Here is a 16,082-nt window from a genome sequence, read left to right as displayed (position 1 = left end):
CGCTTTGAGGTCCACGCGCAGACCGTTGAGGACGAGGCTCGCAAGATGTGGGCGTCGTCGATGAACATCGCCGGTGCCGGCTGGAGTGGCCAGGCGCAGGCGACCTCCTACGACACCATGGGTCAGATGAATCAGGCCTTCCGCAACATCGTGAACATGCTGCACGGTGTGCGCGACGGGCTGATCCGCGACGCGAACAACTACGAGCAGCAAGAGCAGGCTTCCCAGCAGATCCTCGGCAGCTAGCCCGAATAGCCCTCTGCCCCAATACTTTTAAACCAAGGAGACATGAACATGACCATCAATTACCAGTTTGGCGATGTGGATGCCCATGGTGCGACGATTCGCGCCCAGGCCGCGTCGTTGGAGGCCGAGCACCAGGCCATCGTTCGCGATGTGCTGGCTGCTGGTGACTTTTGGGGTGGCGCCGGTTCGGTGGCTTGCCAGGAGTTCATCACCCAGTTGGGTCGTAACTTCCAGGTGATTTACGAGCAGGCCAACGCTCACGGCCAGAAGGTGCAGACGGCGGGCAGCAACATGTCCAGCACGGACAGCGCCGTCGGGTCCAGCTGGGCCTGACACCGAAGCTCCGGTTACGCGCGGACGACACGGGACCGTGATCGCCATGAGGCCATACCGCTCCCTCGTCAGCGATAACACCGCGGGGGGTGCACCCGAGATCATCGCGGCCATCGCTGCGGCGGCAGCCGGGCAGGCACCGCCCTATGGCACCGACAGCTGGACGTCCAGCGCCCGGCGCCGCTTCGGCGAGGTCTTCGACCGCGACGTCGATCTGCTCCCCGTTTCCACCGGCTCGGCGGCGAACGCGTTGAGCCTGGCCGCGCTGACCCCACCATGGGGCGGCGTGCTGTGCCACCGCGACAGCCACATCAACAACGACGAGTGCGGCGCCCCGGAATTCTTCACAGGGGGCGCCAAACTCATTGCCCTGGGCGGGGATAACGCCAAGATCGACCCCGACGAGCTGCAGGCCGCGGTGCACCGCAAGGTCGGGGACATGCACAGTGTGCAGCCCGCCGTGCTGAGCCTCACCCAGTCAACCGAGACCGGCGCGGTATACACCCCGGCCGAGATCGGACGCCTGGCCGCCATCGCGAAGCGTGCGGGCCTGCGCGTCCACCTGGATGGGGCCCGCCTGGCCAACGCCGTCGCCGCGTTGGGCTGCAGCCCCGCCGAACTGACCTGGCGCGCCGGCGTGGACGTGTTGTCCTTCGGCGCCATCAAGAACGGGAGCATCACCGCCGATGCGATCGTCGTGTTCGACCGCTCCCTGACCACCGAGCTGAGTTTCCGGGCCAAGCGCGCCGGACAACTCGCGGCCAAGATGCGTTTCGCCGCAGCCCAACTCGACGCCTACCTGGCCGACGACCTGTGGCTGCGAAATGCCTTGCACGCCAATGCCATGACCGAGCGGCTCTACGCGGGTTTGAATTCCATTGCCGGCGCTCGCGTTGCGGGCACGCCGGAGGCGAACATCCTCTTCTGCCACCTGCCCCAGCAGGTCATCGACGGACTGCTCGAGCAGGGCTACGACTTCTATCACGGCCGGTGGGAACCAGGTGTCGTCCGTTTCGTCACCTCCTTCGCCACCACGACCCAAGTGGTCGACGAACTCGTCGACGCGGTCCGCCGACTCACCGCGGCCGCAATCCAGGAAAACCGGCCGAACCGGTCTCGAACGCAGAGATCAGCCAGCGGCCGCCGAGCTGAGGTGGCGTGTATGGGAAGTGTCCGATGATCGAGATGGCCATCGTCGGGCTCGGCGCATGGGGTCTTTGCGTCCTCGAGCGCACGGTGAGCCGGGCCCGGCGGGTAAACACGCCGGTGCGGGTGCACGTGATTGAGCCCGCTCAACTCGGAGGCGGCGTTTACTCCGCCGAGCAGCCCGACTTCCTGGTGCTCAACAACGCCTGCGGTCAGCTCTCCCTCTACGTCGCCCCCGACGGGGACCCGCTGCCCCCCTACGCGGTGGGACTGCATCCGTGGGCCGTGGTCCGCGGTTACCGCTGGATGGGTTACGAATGCCGCATCGGCGCCGGGGGTGACCCCATCCTGCCCACCGACTATTTGCCCCGGCGGTTGATGGGCGAGTACCTGGTCTGGTTCTACGACACGCTGGTGTCCTACGCCCCGCCCAACCTCGAGATCGTCCGGCACTACGCGGCGGCCGTCGACATCTCGCCGGCCCTCCACGGGCGCGAGGAGGTGCTGCTCGACAACGGCACCACCCTCACCGTCGACCACGTGGTGCTGACGTCGGGGCACACCTGGAACCACGAGCGCGGGGCCGACGGGGGCGTGCGCTACCTGCAGCCCTACCCGGTCGAGTGCCTCGATCGCAGCGCTCCGGCGGGATCCTCGATAGCCGTGGCGGGCATGGGCCTGGTCTGCTTCGATGTCCTGACCGCCCTCACGGTCGGACGAGGCGGGACCTTCGTGGACCGGTGCGACCGGGGTGACCGCATGCGGTATGTGCCCTCGGGCAGCGAGCCGACCATCACGCTTTACTCGCGCTCGGGCGCGCCGTACTGCGCCAAGTCGGCCACGGGCGTCGACCCCTACGGCCAGTACCAGCCGGTGGTGTGCACCACCGAGGAGTTCACGGCGCTGACCAATCCGGGCGGATCGCCGGTGCGGCGGCACGTGGACTTCCGGGCCGAGCTTCTCCCGCTGATCTTCGCCGAGATGCAGGCGCGCTACTACATCCAGGCCGCCGCGCGGGCCGGGGGCGACGTCGAGTCCACGGAGGTCCGCTCCGTCCTCCGGCAGGGCTGGCTCGACGGACACTACGAAAAGGTCGTCGACGGTCTCGAGCCGCGCTACGGCCGCTTCGATCCGGCCACTCACCTCTTCGCCGGGTCGGACCGCCACTACACCTCGGCCGGCGACTACCAGAGCCAGGTCTACGACATGATCGACGACGACCTCACCGAGGCCCTGCTACCCGGGGGGAGTCCCGTCAAGGCGGCCCAGGAGGTGCTGCGCATCCTCCGCGACAAGCTGCGTTCGGTCATCGAGTTCGGCGGCCTCTCGCTCGACTCCTACGTCGAATTTCAGTCCAACGTCCGGGGCCGGATCAACCGGCTGGAGGCGGGCGTGCCACCCATGCGGTCGCAGCAGTTGCTGGCGCTGCTCGACGCCGGAGTGGTGCGGATCCCGCTCGGGCCCAGCCCGGAGCTGGCCGCGTGCGGCGACGGCGTCCGACTGAGCTCCACGGCCCTCGACGAGCCGGCGGCCCTGACGGCCGACGGGGTGGTTCGGGGCTACCTCGACATGCCCTCGCTGGCCCGGTCGGGCTCGCCCCTGCTGAACCGCCTGTACGCCAAGGGCAGGCTGACCCAGCTCACCTACGGTGACACGCCAGTGGGCAGCGTGGCCATCAACGAGGACTTCCACCCCTACGACACGGAGGGCCGGCTCCAGCCGAACATCTCCTTGCTGGGCGTGCTCACCGAGGGCGTGCGCTACTTCACCCACTACCTGCCCTCACCCCGCAGCCGCCTCCGGGCCGTGTACGACGCGCAGGACTGCGTCGAGGCCGTGATCGGCTGAGCAACATGACGGATTTCCCGACCGGACGACCGCGGCCGCTGGTGGCGGTCGGCTACGGGCCGCGGTGCGTCCCCGTGATGCAGCTGGCCGAGGCGGCCGCCGGCCTGTGCGACCTGCTGTGGCTGATCGACACGGCAGTGCCGGGGATGGGCGAGATGGTCGATCTCCTCAACCGATTTGGCCCGGTCGTCGACCTGGAGGGCATGAGCGCGGAGCAGGCGGTCAAGGTGCTGGGCGACTGGGAGCCCGACGGCATGACCACCTACCTCGACGCCGGCATGGTCGAACTGGCCCATGTGGCCGAGGGCCTCGGCCTCCCCTTCCACAGCCCGGCCACCGCCGCCGCCCTCACCGACAAGGCCCGCCAGCGCCGGGCCCTGGCCGACGCCGGCGTCGAGATCCCCCCGTGCCACCTCATCCGCCCCGATCAGTCCGAGCGCGAGCTGCGGGCCGTCGAGGACCTGGTGGGGTGGCCCGCCGTCCTCAAGCCCCGCTCGGCTCAGGGCAGCCGCTGCACCTTCCTGGCCCGCGACGGCGCCGAACTCGAGAAGCTGCTGAATGCGCTCGGCCCGGGCCGCCGCGACATGGTGCTCGAGGGCTATCTGGCCGACGATCCGGCCCGGGCCGGCGGCCCCTACGCCGGCTACGTCTCGGTCGAGAGCGTGGTGGCTGACGGCGTCGTCAGCCACCTGGCCCTGACCGGACGCTTCCCGCCGGCCGAGAACTTCCGCGAGACGGGGTTCTTCATCCCCGCCGCGCTCGACGCGGGGAGTCGTTCGGCCGTGCTGGACCTGGCCACCCGCGCCATCGACGCGCTTGGGGTACGCACCGGGTGCCTGCACACCGAGGTCAAGTTCACCCCCGACGGCCCCCGCATCATCGAGGTCAACGGGCGGCTGGGCGGCGGTGTGCCCGAGATGCTCAAGCGCGCCGCCGGCATCAGCCTGCTCGACCTCACCCTGCGGGTGGCCCTGGGCGAGCCGGTCTGGATCGAGGGCCCGGTGGCCACCGAGCGCATCGGCTACCGCTTCTTCCTCCAGCCGCCGACCGTCTCGGCCACCGTGACGTCCATCGAGGGCATCAACGACTTCAGCGACCAAGCCGGCGTGGACACGGTGAGCGTCCACCAGCGCCCGGGTGCCTCCCTCGACTGGCGGGACGGCTCCGGCAACCACATCGTCGCGGTGGTCGGCTCGGCCGGCGACGAGGACCAGTTGCAGGCGGCCTACCGGCTCCTCCACCAGGAGGTCACCGTCACCTACACCGATGTCAGGCATTGACGGCGATGGGCGTTCAACTGGCAGAGGCACTCGATCCGACCGACCGGATCGAGGGACCGGCGCGGTGGACGTGCGCGCTGGTCAACAACATGCCGGATGCCGCGTTCGGCGCCACCGAGCGACAATTCATGGGGCTGCTGGGCGCCGGGTCCGGGTCTGACACGGTCGCCGTCACCCGTCACACCATGGTCGGGGTGCCGCGGGGGGAGCGGATCCGCGCCCGCATCGCCGCCGAATACCGACCGCTCGAGGACATCATTTCGAACCCCCCCGACCTGCTGATCGTGACCGGCTCCAACCCGATCGAGTCCCGCATCGAGGACGAGCCGTACTGGTCCGATCTGCACGGCCTGCTGAAGTGGGGGAGCGAGAACGTGCCCGCCATGGTGCTGTCCTGCCTGTCGGCCCATGCCGCCCTCGCGGTCTTCGACGGCATCGAACGGACCACCCTCCCGGTCAAGTGCACGGGCGTCTTCGCCCAGGAGGCCGACCGGTCCCACCCCCTGGCAGCCGGCTTGGACGGTCCCCTCGTCCTGCCCCATTCCCGGCTCAACGCCGTGCCCACCGAGACGGTGGCGGCCGCCGGCTACGCGGTGGCATTGCAGTCGGCCGAGGTGGGCTGGAGCGTGGTCAGCAAGACGGTGGGAATTTCCCAGGTGGTGCTGTTTCAGGCGCATCCCGAGTACGACCCGTCGAGCCTGGTGCGCGAGTACGGTCGGGACGTGCGGCGCTACGCCGCCCGCGAGCACGACGAATTGCCCTGCCTCCCAAGGGATTGCGTAACCGGCCCGGACTGGGATGGTCTTCGCCGGCTGCACGAGCGGGTGATAGGTGGCGAACGGGACCCGGCCCTGGTGGCTGCTTTCCCCTTCGACGAGATCGGCGCCCGCGCCCCATGGCGGTGGCGGGGCGCGGCCCTGTGTATGTACGCCAACCTGTTGGCGACGATCTGAGAAGAGGAGCGGGGAGAGGATGCACGACGAAACCATCGCGATCCACGGCGGCTACACCCCCGACGGGACGCGGGCCGTAGCCGTCCCCATCTACCAAACGGTGGCCCACGACTTCATCAGCGCCGCCCACGCCGGTGCCGTGCTCGACCTCGAGACGCCGGGCTTCCACTACAACCGGCTCAACAACCCGACACTCGACGTCCTCGAGCAGCGCATCTGCGCCCTGGAAGGGGGGACGGCGGCCCTGGTGGTGGCCTCAGGCATGGCCGCCGTCAGCTACGCCATCCTGACGGTGGCCACTGCCGGCACGAACATCGTCGTCGCCCCCCAGCTCTACGGGGCCACCTTCACCTACTTCGCCCACGTGCTGCCCACCCTGGGCATCAAGGCCCGCTTCGCCGCCAACGACCGGGCAGAGTCGATCGCCCGCCTCATCGACGACGACACCCGCGCCGTCTTCTGCGAGACCATCGGCAACCCGGCGGGCAACATCGTCGACCTCGAGGCCGTCGCCGCCGTGGCGCACGCGGCGGGCGTGCCGTTCATCGTGGACAACACGGTGGCCACGCCGCTCATGCTCAAGCCCATCGAGCACGGGGCCGATGTGGTCGTCCACTCGCTGACCAAGTTCGTGGGCGGCCACGGCACCACCCTCGGCGGGGCCATCGTGGACGGCGGCCGGTTCCCGTGGGCCGACCATCCCCACCGCTTCCCCCTGTTCAACCGGCCCGAGCCCGCCTTTCACGGCGTCGTCTTCGCCCGCGACTTCCCCGACCGGCCGTTCGCCGTGCGGGCCCGCTCCATCCAGCTGCGCAACAGCGGCGCCACCCTGTCGCCCTTCAACGCGTTCATGCTTCTGCAGGGCCTCGAGACGATGGCCGTGCGGCTCGACCGCCACGAAGCCAACGCACGGGCGGTGGCCGACTACCTGGCCGCCGACGACCGGGTGGCCTGGGTGAGCTTCGCCGGCTTCCCCGACCATCCCTACCACCATCTCGTCGGGCGCTACCTGCACGGGCGCGTGCCGTCCATCGTCACCTTCGGGGCCGAGGGCGGCTACGAGGCGGGACTGGCCTTCTTCGATGCCCTCCAGCTCGTCAAGCGGCTGCTCAACCTGGGCGACGCCAAGACCCTGGCCATCCATCCGGCCTCGACCACGCACCGCCAGTTGTCCGACGCGGAACTGGCGAAGGCCGGCATCCGGCCGGAGACGATCCGCCTGTCCATCGGGATCGAGCACATCGACGACATCATCGCCGACATCGATCAGGCGCTGGACAAGGCTATGGCCGGCTGATCAGCTGGGGTCGAACTGCCGGCACTTTCCCCTCGACAGCCGCTCGATGAATTCCACCTCGCGCACCCGGACGTCCGAGGTCGGCCCGCCGTGCCGGCGGAGCACGTCGACCAGGTCGGTCTGCAGGCGCTGCAGGTCGGAGGAACCGTCGGTCACCACCGACACGTCGAGACCGTGCTGCGCCTTGCCGACGGAGAAGTTCGCGACACCGGGGGTGGCCACGACGGCTTGCTCGACGGCGGCGCGCGGCACCCGAGCACCGCCCTCGTATTCGAAGGCTCCGTTGATCCGGCCGTTGACCGACAGGATGCGGCGGTGGGCGCAACCGCACGGACAGGGTTCGTCGGACATCGTCACGGCGTCGACCATGTCGTAGCGGATCAGCGGTTGGTCCAGGTTGAACAGGTTGGTCAGCAGCATCCGATCCGCGGGTTGCCCGAATGGCACGACGTTGCCGTCGGCATCCGCCGGTTCGAGAATGACCAGATCGTCCGCGACGTGCATGCCCTCTCCGACGCCGCACGGAAAGGCGTAGGTCCCCTCCGAGCAGCCCCAGAACTCCGAGGCCTCGATCCCCCACGCGGCCCGAACCGCCTCTCGCACCGGCGGCGTGCAGAGCTCGCCGGCGACGCTCACCCAGGTCGGTTCGATGGTGAGCCGCCCTTTCATCGCCTCCAGGGCCAGCTCGCGGATGAGGCTCGGCCACCCTTGCAGCGCCTGCACCGCGGGACGGGCGTTGTTGAGGCGGTCGACGATCCGATCCAGGGGGAGCGTGGCATCGCAGCAGTGCGAGGTGGGTCCGCCGCTCTCAAAGGTGCTGAAGGCGTAGAAGATCCCGGATTCGTGCTTGGGGCTGCAACTGAAGCACTGCGCCAGCACCGCGTCCGGGTCCTCGCCGCGTCGCCCTGTCCAGCGTGAGCCTTGCATCACGAAGGTGACGAACGCGTCCCAGCCGTAGACGTGGAGTGACGGGGCTTGGACATACCCCGACGTGATGATCGCCCGGTACTGGCCGTCGAGGTAGCCGTCCCCGCTCAACTCATCGAGGTGCTGTTGGACCCGGGCACGTGTCAACCCGGGGACGGTGACCAGCCGGTCGAACTCCTCCATCATCTCGGCCTTGGTCAGGATCGGCAGCGAGGGGAGGTCGGCCTCGGTGAAATTCGCCAGATCGTGCCCCGCCAGTCGTTCCCGCCAGAACGGCGAATGTTCGGCGGCGTGCACGAGCAGCTCTCGAAGCCGCCGTTCGCGCTCTGCGGCGAGCCGCCCGGCGTCCCAGCGCAGCCGGCGAACCCCCTGCAGGTACGTATCTTGCAATTGGGCACGCTGGCGGCGGACCAGCTGTTCGTACGTTTCCCCCGAGGCCGTGCCAGTTGCCCTCGCCTCCACGCGGCGATCGTAGCCCAGGCACCGGGTTCTAATGCCGTAGTCAGGCCATTTCCATGTAAACGATTTGCGACGACGGCTCAGGCCCCGGTGTTCGGCGGGGACAGGCCGGCCTCCTTCAGCAGCCGTCGCTCGTCCACCTTGCTGGACGACGTCAGGGGCAGCTCGGCGACCAGGACGAATTGATCGGGCAGCATCGTTTCGGGGAGCCGTTCGCTGGCGGCCGAGCGGACGGCGACCGGGGTGAGTTCGCCGTCCGGCACCACGAACGCGACGACTCCCAGGTCCCCCTGCAGGTCGAAGGTCGTGCACGCCGCCGATGCCACGCCGTTCAGGCCACCGAGCGCGTCGGTCACCTCGACCAGGGACAACCGCACCCCATGTCGCTTGATGACGCGGTCGGAACGCCCCATATATATGTAGTTGCCCCGGTCGTCGCGGAAGGCGAGGTCCCCGGTGCGGTAGACGGTGGTTCCCTCGATGACGTCCGTCCGCAGCACGGCCGCGCTCAGCGCCGGGTCGTTCAAATATCCGGCCATGAGCTGCAGCCCGCCGATGTACAGCTCGCCGACCGCTCCGGTGCGATCGATCAGGCCGCCGTGCTCGTCAACAAGGTGAAACGAGCTCCCGCTGTGCGGATGACCGATCGGTACCGGTCCCGCGTCGAGCAACTCGGGCGTCAGTTCGAGATGCGCGACGGCGATCGTCGTCTCGGTCGGGCCGTACCGGTTCACCACCCGCAGTCCCGGACTGGCGGCCCATACCGCCCTGATGTCGGCGCTGGACGGCGCCTCGCCGCCCAGGGCGATCACCCGGAGCGCGGTGTCGGCCAACCGATCGAGCCGGCCGCTTGCCCGGAGCAAGCGGAGGTAGCTGGGGGAGAAGCTGGTCGCCGTGATGCCCTCGTCGGCGACGATCGAAAAGAACCTGCGGGGGAACAGCAGGGCCTCGCGGTCCGGAATGACGAGCGGGACGCCCCGCACGAGCGGGGGAAACATCGCGGAGAACGACCCGTCGAAGTGCACGGGTGAAACGCACAGGCACCGGTCGTCCGCGCTGAGCCCCACGGCGTCGGCGCACGCCTGGACCGCGGTGTAGAAGGCCCCCGGGGGGATCTGGACTCCCTTGGGGATGCCGGTCGTCCCCGACGTATAGATGATGTAGGAAACGGGGCCGGTCACCGGTTCTGGTGGGTGCCCGTCCGCGGCGCTCAGCTCCGCAAGGGAGGTCCACGCCGTGCCGGCCGGCAGTCCCCCCGGGGGCGCCGTTTGGTCGGGGCCCGCGGTGATCACCTGCGCGGGCCGGCAGTCGGTGACGATCTGCTCGCGGCGGATGTCCGGGTCGGTGATAGCCAGCGGAACGAAGGTGACCCCGGCCCACAGGCAGCCCAGCGCCGCCACCACGAAGTCCGCCGAGTTACCGATCAACAGGGCGACCCGATCCCCGGGCTCGACGCCTTTCCGAAGCAGGCCGGCGGCGACCGCCCCGGCCGCGGCGCGCAATTCGCCCCGGGTCAACGCGCGGTCCAAGTCCTTGACGGCGGGCACGTCCGGGGCCCGTTCGGCGTGGTCCAGCACCGCACCGAGCACGTCGCGTCCTGTCACGCCTTCTCGCGGCTGCTGCACGCTCGCTATTCTCGCTCACCCGCGCAGGTCACGAAGCATGACGCGAAAACTCCTGTCGTCCAGCCGCGCTCGGCTTCCGCGGCCGCGGATTGCCGCAATGTGTCAATATGAACGACGTGAGCGTCCGCACGATCGCTCGTTTCCTCGGCGCCGCGCTTCTGACCACCTGCGCGGTGCCGAATGCCGTGATCACCATGCCTTCGATCGCCGCCGCGGCGCCGTGTCCCGACGTCGAGGTGGTGTTTGCTCGCGGCAGCGACGATCCACCCGGGCTGGGCGTGATCGGGCAGACGTTCGTCGATACGCTGCGTCCGCAGCTGGTGGGGAAATCCGTCGCGGTGTACGCGGTCGACTACCCGGCGACCAGCAGGAGCAGCGAATTGGCCAGCTCCGCGTCCGCGGGCGCCAAAGATGCGAGCGCCTACGTCCAGTCCACGGCGGCGAACTGTTCGGACACCAGGATGGTGCTCGGTGGATACTCCCTGGGCGCGGCCGTGATAGACCTCATCACCGCGGCGGGTGCGCCGCCCGCGGGCTACGTTCCCGCGCCGATGCCGCCCGATGTGGCCCGCCATGTTGCCGCGGTCGCCGTCTTCGGAAACCCGTGGGATAAGTCGCTGCGGGCGCCGCTGACCGCGATCAGCCCGCTGTATGGGGCGAAGACCATCGACCTGTGCAACCCAGGAGATCCGATCTGCTCCGACGGCACGGATTCGTCGGCGCACGTCGGCTATGTGCAGTCCGGGATGGTCAATCAGGCTGCGAACTTCGTCGCGGGGCGGATCTAGCCCACCGGCGGGCCGTTCAGGCGCGGCCCATCATCCAGCGGGGCCGCGACCACAGCTGCCAGTACTCGACGACCTGGTAGCCAAGCCCGCGGTACAGGCGCTCGCCCGGCGGCGACGACTGCAGCAGCGACCCCTTGATCCCCGCTTCGAACTGGGACCGCAGCACGGCGGCCAGCAGCCGCCGTCCGTAGCCCTTCCCCTGGTCGCGTGGCCGGGTGGCCATGGACCAAACCACCAGCAGGCCGTCCTCGGTGGCCCCGGTGAACATGGACACCATGCGGTCGCCGTCAAAAATGCCCCACGCCCCGAGGTCCGGGTCGTGCGCGGCCTGGACGGGGATGGCCACCGCGGCGGCGGCGTCGGACATGCTGTAGGTATCGGCCAGCAGGGCCCGGGCCTCGGGTAGCTCCTCCTCGGTCAGGGCACGCACCCCGGCCCCGTCGACGTCGGGCGCGTCGGCACCCTCGAGCAGCATCAGGGGAAGGGCCTCCACCACGGCCCAGCCGGCGTCGATCAGCTTCTGGGCGGTGGCCAGGCCGGGTCCGGCCAGCATGACGATGCCGGGCTTCTTGAGGTCGAGCAGCGGCTGGAGGCAGTGGTCGACCAGCACGTCGTTGTCGGACGACTGGCAGCAGGCCACGTTGTAGTCGACGCTGATCTCGCCGCTGAACGCGGTCCACCATTCTGCTTCCACGGTGTGATGGGCCGGCGCGGACCACAGACGGGCGGCGGCGCCGAGGTGCCGCCTCAATTCGATCGCAGTCCGCGCCATGGCCGTCGATGCTAACGGCACACGCCGTTAATTGCTCGGCAAGCGTGCGCGCTCTACGGCCAGAGCAACGTCTTCGCGCCCGTCCGTGATCAGACCCGAGACCACGCCGTCGATGTCGGCGGCCGATCGATTTTGGCTGAGCTTGAATTTGGCCTCGATCCGGGTGATCGACAATTCCACTCCCACGATGGCGCGCAATTGAGCCTCGATGAACTCTCGCGGCGCGTCGTCGACCGACCATGATTGCGGTCGCCCGGCCTCGTGGCGCCCGGTCAGTTCACGCACATTTTGTTCGACCCAGGCGGGGTCGTCGTGGACGGTGAGTCGCCCGTAGACGTGCGCGGTGACGTAGTTCCACGTGGGCACCACACGCCCGTGCTCCGCCTTGCTCGCGTACCAGGCCGGGGAGACGTACGCATCGGGTCCCCGCACGATGACCAGGGCCTCGCCGACCGCCGGGCGCCGCCACTGGTCGTTGTTGCGGGCGAGATGGCCCCGAAGCGTCCCCGCGCCCCGGTCATACACGAACGGCAGCATGGTGGCTACGACGCCCTCGGCTGTTGCGGTGATCAGGTCCGCTGCACCGTGGTGCGTGAGCAGGTCGTCGACGGCCTGCTCGTCGGCGGCGAAATGGGCCGGGATGTACATGTCGTCAAGTATGTCGGCCGCGCTTGACGGCCACTACCGCCGCTGCGCGGGCGCAAATACCGCAGCGAGGCGACCGACGTATTCACACTCAGTTTGCCTGCGGCCGATCGGATTTCTGATGCGGTGTGCGGGAACTTTTCGGATAACGCGGTCACGTTTGCGGCGGTACAGTACGACACTGGCAAATAGGTTGCATTACGGCAGAAATTGGGAGGGCCAGCGCGATGCAGGACCGAATCCGTGACGTCTTAGCTGCTCATGGTCGGATGGCGGTCGATCCGCGTGAGGTGGACGATCAGGCCGACCTGTACGAGCTGGGCCTGACGTCGCACGCGTCGGTCAATGTCATGCTCGCGCTCGAGGACGCGTTCGGCGTCGAGTTCCCCGACGAAGTGCTCAAGAAGTCCACCTTCGCCTCCATAAGCAGCATCGAGCGGGTCGTCGACGGCCTGGTCAACTCGTCTTCGTGACGTGCTGAGTGCATGATCGATGTGCCGGGCGAGTTTGACGGGCGCCGCGTGCGCACCGGATGCGACGTCGTGGCCATTGCGGATGTCCGGGACTCGCTGGCGGCGTTCGGGGATCGGTACCTGCACAAGGTTTTTACGGCGAGCGAGATCGACGACTGCCGGGGCCGCGACCGGGTGCCCGGACTGGCGGCCCGGTTCGCGGCAAAGGAAGCGGTGATCAAGGCATTCGGGGAACCCGAGATGCCGTTTCCGCTGCGCGAGATCGAGGTGACTCATGACGGTCCGCTTCCGCTACTGCGCCTGAGCGGAACGCTCGCCGAGCGGGCGCAACGGCAAGGCTGGCTCAGCTCGTCTTTGTCCCTCGCGCACGCCGATTGCCACGCGATGGCCGTCGTTGTCGTGGTTTGCGGGCCGGCCGAGGCCGGCTAGGAACTTCGGGCAGGCGCGGGCCCCCGCGGGGGGCAATGCGTTACGGGACCTGCGTGAATTTGACGCTGCTGGTCAGCCTGTACCCCAGCGGGCGGCCGCAGGCCGTGCTCTTGCCGGTAAGTTGAACCGTGCCCGCGAGGGTGCTCGGATCCCACACGTAGTGGGCGTCTTCGGCCCGGTAAACGGTAATGTCGTTGCGGCACAACGCATTATTCGTAGTGTCCAGCGTCCATTGTCCGTTGGCCAACTGGGCCCGCCCCCACGGTTGAACCGAAGCGCAGCCGTCACCGCAGGGGGTGAAGTACCAATCGTCGGTGGTGGTTTGGCCGGTGATGGTGTTGGAGACGGTCACGACGTAGTGCCCGTTCATCACCGGAGCGGCCGACGCGGGAGCAGCGGGTCCGAGGGCGATGCCGGCGAACACAGCGGCTGCGGCGAGAACCGGTGCGGTGGCCATGGTTTCGTTCTCCCATTCGAGTTGATCAGCAAGTCGGGCAAGCGGCCTCGGCCGGCAACACCGCGCCGCGGATCGCGGTCAAGATCGCCGGGTGATGGGCGACATGATCGCCGGTGGGTGCGGCGATCAGGCGGGTCCGTCGCGACGTCCGGTGCAGCCGCTCGAGGGCTGCCCGACCGCCTTTGGCGGCGAACGCCTCCGCGTCCTCGGGCGAGGCGATCAGCGTCACGTCGGTTCCGCGGCGGGCAAGTGTCGTCAGGACCGGCTCCGGCAGCCACACCAGTCCAATCCAGCTCAAAAACCGCAAGACGTGTCGCGGGAGGTGTTGGTGCATAAGTCGTTTCGCCGGCTCCCGGGCCGGGTTGAGCAGTCCTCTGAGGCGCTTCGTCTTGGCTTCGGACGGGCCGGTGGCCGTGTCAACGGCCGCGTTGGCGTGGCGCGCTTTCTCGCGACCGATCCACTGCATGAACAAGGCGGGGGTGACGCGCCAATTCCACATCACCAGGTTGACCAGGATCGCCGATTGCGCACCGATGCTGCGGGCGGCATGGGCGGCGTACCACGAGCCGGAGCAGATCCCGACAAGCTTGAGTTCGCCGGCACCTTGGCGCGCATGCCTGGCCACCGCTATCGCGTCGGAGACGTCGGCCTTGGAGTAGATGTTGCGCCAAGGGCCCCGGGTGATTTCGCCCGACAAACCCTGTCCCGCCGGGTCCCAGCGCAAAGCCTGCGCGCCGGTCGCCGCGACGCGACGCGACAACTCGACCCATTCCCGGGCGGGTCCCACGTGCAAGTCGTGGCCGGTCACGAAGAACAACACGGTGCCCGTTGGCGACGGATCGGGGTGCCGGGGCAGCGTGCGGATCGCGAACAGCCCGTTCGGCTCGATTCGCTCGATGCGCTCGACAACGTCGACCCCATCGGGCCCGTCCGCCGGCACCGTCGCCGTTGTCCGGTATCGGGGTGCGGCGCGATGGGTGCGGGTGGGGCTGTTCGTGTCGATCCACTCCGCGATCGAATCGACCGCGGTGAACGGGATCGGCAACATGTAGTCCCGCGGGCTCGGCCCGGCGCATTCCCGCAAGCCGACGGTGATGACCGAATCGACTCCCGGTGCCGACGCGAGGGCGGTGAGGCGCCGGTCGGTCTCGTCCGGTCGTCCCACGAGAAGCACGTTTTCGACGCCATGGCCGCTGACCGGATCGGCGCGGATCTGCAACGCGGCGAATCGTGCGGCGGCGTGGTCGGTCAACCGCCCGCCGACGATCGACACTTCACCGGGCGTGGCAGCGTCCTCGCCCACCGACAGCCGGAACAGCGTCGCGTGTTCCCGGAGGAAACGTCTGCCCGTTCCGGCGGGATCGAGGTAGACCACGCGGTTGGGCGGGTGCGATTGGCCGGCAAGGTATTCGTCGAGGAGCAGGCACCCGGCACGGATGCCGACGGCCGTCGTGGATTCGGCGCCGATCAGCGTGAGGTAGTCGAGCGCGTGGCCCACGCTGGCCACCCAGTGGGCCACCGCGTCGTCACGGGCCTGCGCGTAGGACGAATTTCCCGAGCCCAGGTAGTCGAAGTGCAGCACGGCGAACCCGCGGTGCGCCAAGCCGTCGCCGAGGATCCGGTGCAGGCGGACGCTGTCCATCCCGTCCTTGCCGAGCGAGCCACAGATCAGTACACCGCCCCTGATCTGCTTGTCGGCCGGCAGATGGAGCACGCCGAACAGGGGCGAATCGGCTGGTCCGAAGAATGTCGGGACTTCGGTCGTCGAACGCGTGTCGCGCCGACTGACCGCCGGGTCCGCGGTTGCGCGGACGTCGTCGGAAGCGGTGGCTAGCGTTTGGTGGGCGGTCGAACCCGGCATGGCGAAATTATACTCTAGGTTTGTATTTTAGCCAGAAAAACTGTCGTCCGGTCTGGAATCGAGGTGGGCCTGGGCGGCGCGGCGCCGACGGGCCCGCACGAGGCGGCAGGCGTAGAGGACCGCGGAGATCGCGAAGGCCAGCGCGCTGATTCCGGCCCAGTTGAACAGGTAAACGTCTTCGGTGAAGCCGGTGGTCGCCTGGTAGTAGGTGTCGGAGAGCCGGAAGACCAGTGGGAACGCGATCGCGAAGAGAACACCCGAGACGACGGTTGGAGCCCGGACGTAGTTGATCCACGGGACGAGCAACCTTCGGCGCGCAGCTTGCCCGCTTTGTACGCGCTGCATCCTGCGGTCGGCCCACGCGTAGATCGGCCATCCGATCAGGTCGTGGGCCACGACGCAGAAGACGAACCACAGGAAGACTGCGGCCCATCCTGCCTCGTGCAGGACCCGGGTCGCCGCGTAGGCGGCGACGGCGAAGCAGATGAGCAGCCCCACCAGATTCAGCGGCCTGGCACCGTAGTGGCGGCGGAACCACTCCAT

Annotated in this window: 17 protein-coding genes; 10 read left to right on the top strand and 7 right to left on the bottom strand. The window is 68.7% G+C overall.

Annotated elements, in window-relative coordinates:
• The 7 genes from A5712_RS23435 to A5712_RS23405 all read left to right on the top strand — a co-directional run.
• Positions 1-246, top strand: a 246-nt coding sequence (locus A5712_RS23435; protein WP_068110509.1) for a WXG100 family type VII secretion target, incomplete at its 5' end; no start/stop codon positions are given.
• A 48-nt stretch (positions 247-294) separates the two neighbouring features.
• Positions 295-579 (top strand): WXG100 family type VII secretion target, encoded by a 285-nt coding sequence (locus A5712_RS23430; protein ID WP_067004763.1) that lies wholly within the window; start codon positions 295-297, stop codon positions 577-579.
• Between the two features lie 46 nt (positions 580-625).
• The gene (locus A5712_RS23425) at positions 626-1,759 is read left to right on the top strand and encodes a low specificity L-threonine aldolase (protein WP_082973618.1); all 1,134 of its coding nucleotides are present in this window, start codon (positions 626-628) and stop codon (positions 1,757-1,759) included.
• Complete coding sequence (locus A5712_RS23420) at positions 1,756-3,573, top strand: FAD/NAD(P)-binding protein (protein WP_068110505.1); 1,818 nt, start codon at positions 1,756-1,758, stop codon at positions 3,571-3,573. The genes A5712_RS23425 and A5712_RS23420 overlap by 4 nt, the downstream gene beginning before the upstream one ends.
• A gap of 5 nt (positions 3,574-3,578) precedes the next feature.
• Positions 3,579-4,853: an acetyl-CoA carboxylase biotin carboxylase subunit family protein gene (locus A5712_RS23415; RefSeq protein ID WP_068110502.1), complete on the top strand. Its 1,275-nt coding sequence runs from the start codon at positions 3,579-3,581 to the stop codon at positions 4,851-4,853.
• Positions 4,854-4,858: 5 nt separating this feature from the next.
• The gene (locus tag A5712_RS23410) at positions 4,859-5,806 is read left to right on the top strand and encodes a homoserine O-succinyltransferase (protein ID WP_068110499.1); all 948 of its coding nucleotides are present in this window, start codon (positions 4,859-4,861) and stop codon (positions 5,804-5,806) included.
• Positions 5,807-5,825: 19 nt separating this feature from the next.
• Positions 5,826-7,103, top strand: a complete 1,278-nt coding sequence (locus A5712_RS23405; RefSeq protein ID WP_068110496.1) for an O-acetylhomoserine aminocarboxypropyltransferase/cysteine synthase family protein — start codon at positions 5,826-5,828, stop codon at positions 7,101-7,103.
• On the opposite strand, the gene A5712_RS23400 is transcribed toward A5712_RS23405, so the two are convergent.
• The gene (locus A5712_RS23400) at positions 7,104-8,492 is read right to left on the bottom strand and encodes a phenylacetate--CoA ligase family protein (protein WP_068110493.1); all 1,389 of its coding nucleotides are present in this window, start codon (positions 8,490-8,492) and stop codon (positions 7,104-7,106) included. It abuts the gene before it with no gap.
• 77 nt (positions 8,493-8,569) lie between these two features.
• A complete protein-coding gene (locus A5712_RS23395; RefSeq protein WP_082973617.1) occupies positions 8,570-10,114 on the bottom strand; it encodes an amino acid adenylation domain-containing protein in 1,545 nt (514 codons plus the stop codon).
• Positions 10,115-10,221: 107 nt separating this feature from the next.
• On the opposite strand from A5712_RS23395, the gene A5712_RS23390 reads away from it, so the two are divergent.
• The gene (locus tag A5712_RS23390) at positions 10,222-10,902 is read left to right on the top strand and encodes a cutinase family protein (RefSeq protein WP_068110486.1); all 681 of its coding nucleotides are present in this window, start codon (positions 10,222-10,224) and stop codon (positions 10,900-10,902) included.
• 16 nt (positions 10,903-10,918) lie between these two features.
• Here the strand turns inward: A5712_RS23390 and A5712_RS23385 are convergent, their stop codons facing one another.
• Both A5712_RS23385 and A5712_RS23380 read right to left on the bottom strand, forming a co-directional pair.
• A complete protein-coding gene (locus tag A5712_RS23385) occupies positions 10,919-11,674 on the bottom strand; it encodes a GNAT family N-acetyltransferase (RefSeq protein WP_068110483.1) in 756 nt (251 codons plus the stop codon).
• A 27-nt stretch (positions 11,675-11,701) separates the two neighbouring features.
• The gene (locus tag A5712_RS23380; RefSeq protein WP_068110480.1) at positions 11,702-12,322 is read right to left on the bottom strand and encodes an FMN-binding negative transcriptional regulator; all 621 of its coding nucleotides are present in this window, start codon (positions 12,320-12,322) and stop codon (positions 11,702-11,704) included.
• 224 nt (positions 12,323-12,546) lie between these two features.
• On the opposite strand from A5712_RS23380, the gene A5712_RS23375 reads away from it, so the two are divergent.
• Together A5712_RS23375 and A5712_RS23370 are read left to right on the top strand one after the other, a co-directional pair.
• A complete protein-coding gene (locus A5712_RS23375; protein WP_068110477.1) occupies positions 12,547-12,792 on the top strand; it encodes an acyl carrier protein in 246 nt (81 codons plus the stop codon).
• Positions 12,793-12,804: 12 nt separating this feature from the next.
• The gene (locus tag A5712_RS23370; protein ID WP_068110473.1) at positions 12,805-13,221 is read left to right on the top strand and encodes a holo-ACP synthase; all 417 of its coding nucleotides are present in this window, start codon (positions 12,805-12,807) and stop codon (positions 13,219-13,221) included.
• Positions 13,222-13,261: 40 nt separating this feature from the next.
• Here A5712_RS23370 and A5712_RS23365 read toward each other — a convergent pair whose 3' ends face one another.
• The 3 genes from A5712_RS23365 to A5712_RS23355 are packed head-to-tail and all read right to left on the bottom strand — an operon-like array spanning position 13,262 to position 16,082.
• Positions 13,262-13,678, bottom strand: coding sequence for a hypothetical protein (locus A5712_RS23365; protein ID WP_068110470.1), 417 nt, complete (start codon positions 13,676-13,678; stop codon positions 13,262-13,264).
• A 25-nt stretch (positions 13,679-13,703) separates the two neighbouring features.
• The gene (locus A5712_RS23360; protein ID WP_068110467.1) at positions 13,704-15,539 is read right to left on the bottom strand and encodes a hypothetical protein; all 1,836 of its coding nucleotides are present in this window, start codon (positions 15,537-15,539) and stop codon (positions 13,704-13,706) included.
• Between the two features lie 27 nt (positions 15,540-15,566).
• Positions 15,567-16,082, bottom strand: coding sequence for a hypothetical protein (locus tag A5712_RS23355; protein WP_068110463.1), 516 nt, complete (start codon positions 16,080-16,082; stop codon positions 15,567-15,569).

Origin of the sequence: Mycobacterium sp. E2327 (assembly GCF_001672675.1) — a bacterium.
In the GTDB taxonomy this organism is placed as follows: domain Bacteria; phylum Actinomycetota; class Actinomycetes; order Mycobacteriales; family Mycobacteriaceae; genus Mycobacterium.
Note: the sequence above shows the minus strand (reverse complement) of the source record. Positions and strands in the feature narration are given on the sequence as shown.

Bases quoted from the DNA above. Each gene is read 5' to 3' on its own strand.
- A5712_RS23430 (WP_067004763.1), top strand. From the start codon at position 295: ATGACCATCAATTACCAGTTTGGCGATGTGGATGCCCATGGTGCGACG.
- A5712_RS23425 (WP_082973618.1), top strand. From the start codon at position 626: ATGAGGCCATACCGCTCCCTCGTCAGCGATAACACCGCGGGGGGTGCA.
- A5712_RS23420 (WP_068110505.1), top strand. From the start codon at position 1,756: ATGATCGAGATGGCCATCGTCGGGCTCGGCGCATGGGGTCTTTGCGTC.
- A5712_RS23415 (WP_068110502.1), top strand. From the start codon at position 3,579: ATGACGGATTTCCCGACCGGACGACCGCGGCCGCTGGTGGCGGTCGGC.
- A5712_RS23410 (WP_068110499.1), top strand. From the start codon at position 4,859: ATGGGCGTTCAACTGGCAGAGGCACTCGATCCGACCGACCGGATCGAG.
- A5712_RS23405 (WP_068110496.1), top strand. From the start codon at position 5,826: ATGCACGACGAAACCATCGCGATCCACGGCGGCTACACCCCCGACGGG.
- A5712_RS23390 (WP_068110486.1), top strand. From the start codon at position 10,222: ATGAACGACGTGAGCGTCCGCACGATCGCTCGTTTCCTCGGCGCCGCG.
- A5712_RS23385 (WP_068110483.1), bottom strand. From the start codon at position 11,674: ATGGCGCGGACTGCGATCGAATTGAGGCGGCACCTCGGCGCCGCCGCC.
- A5712_RS23380 (WP_068110480.1), bottom strand. From the start codon at position 12,322: ATGTACATCCCGGCCCATTTCGCCGCCGACGAGCAGGCCGTCGACGAC.
- A5712_RS23375 (WP_068110477.1), top strand. From the start codon at position 12,547: ATGCAGGACCGAATCCGTGACGTCTTAGCTGCTCATGGTCGGATGGCG.
- A5712_RS23370 (WP_068110473.1), top strand. From the start codon at position 12,805: ATGATCGATGTGCCGGGCGAGTTTGACGGGCGCCGCGTGCGCACCGGA.
- A5712_RS23365 (WP_068110470.1), bottom strand. From the start codon at position 13,678: ATGGCCACCGCACCGGTTCTCGCCGCAGCCGCTGTGTTCGCCGGCATC.
- A5712_RS23360 (WP_068110467.1), bottom strand. From the start codon at position 15,539: ATGCCGGGTTCGACCGCCCACCAAACGCTAGCCACCGCTTCCGACGAC.
- A5712_RS23355 (WP_068110463.1), bottom strand. From the start codon at position 16,082: ATGGAGTGGTTCCGCCGCCACTACGGTGCCAGGCCGCTGAATCTGGTG.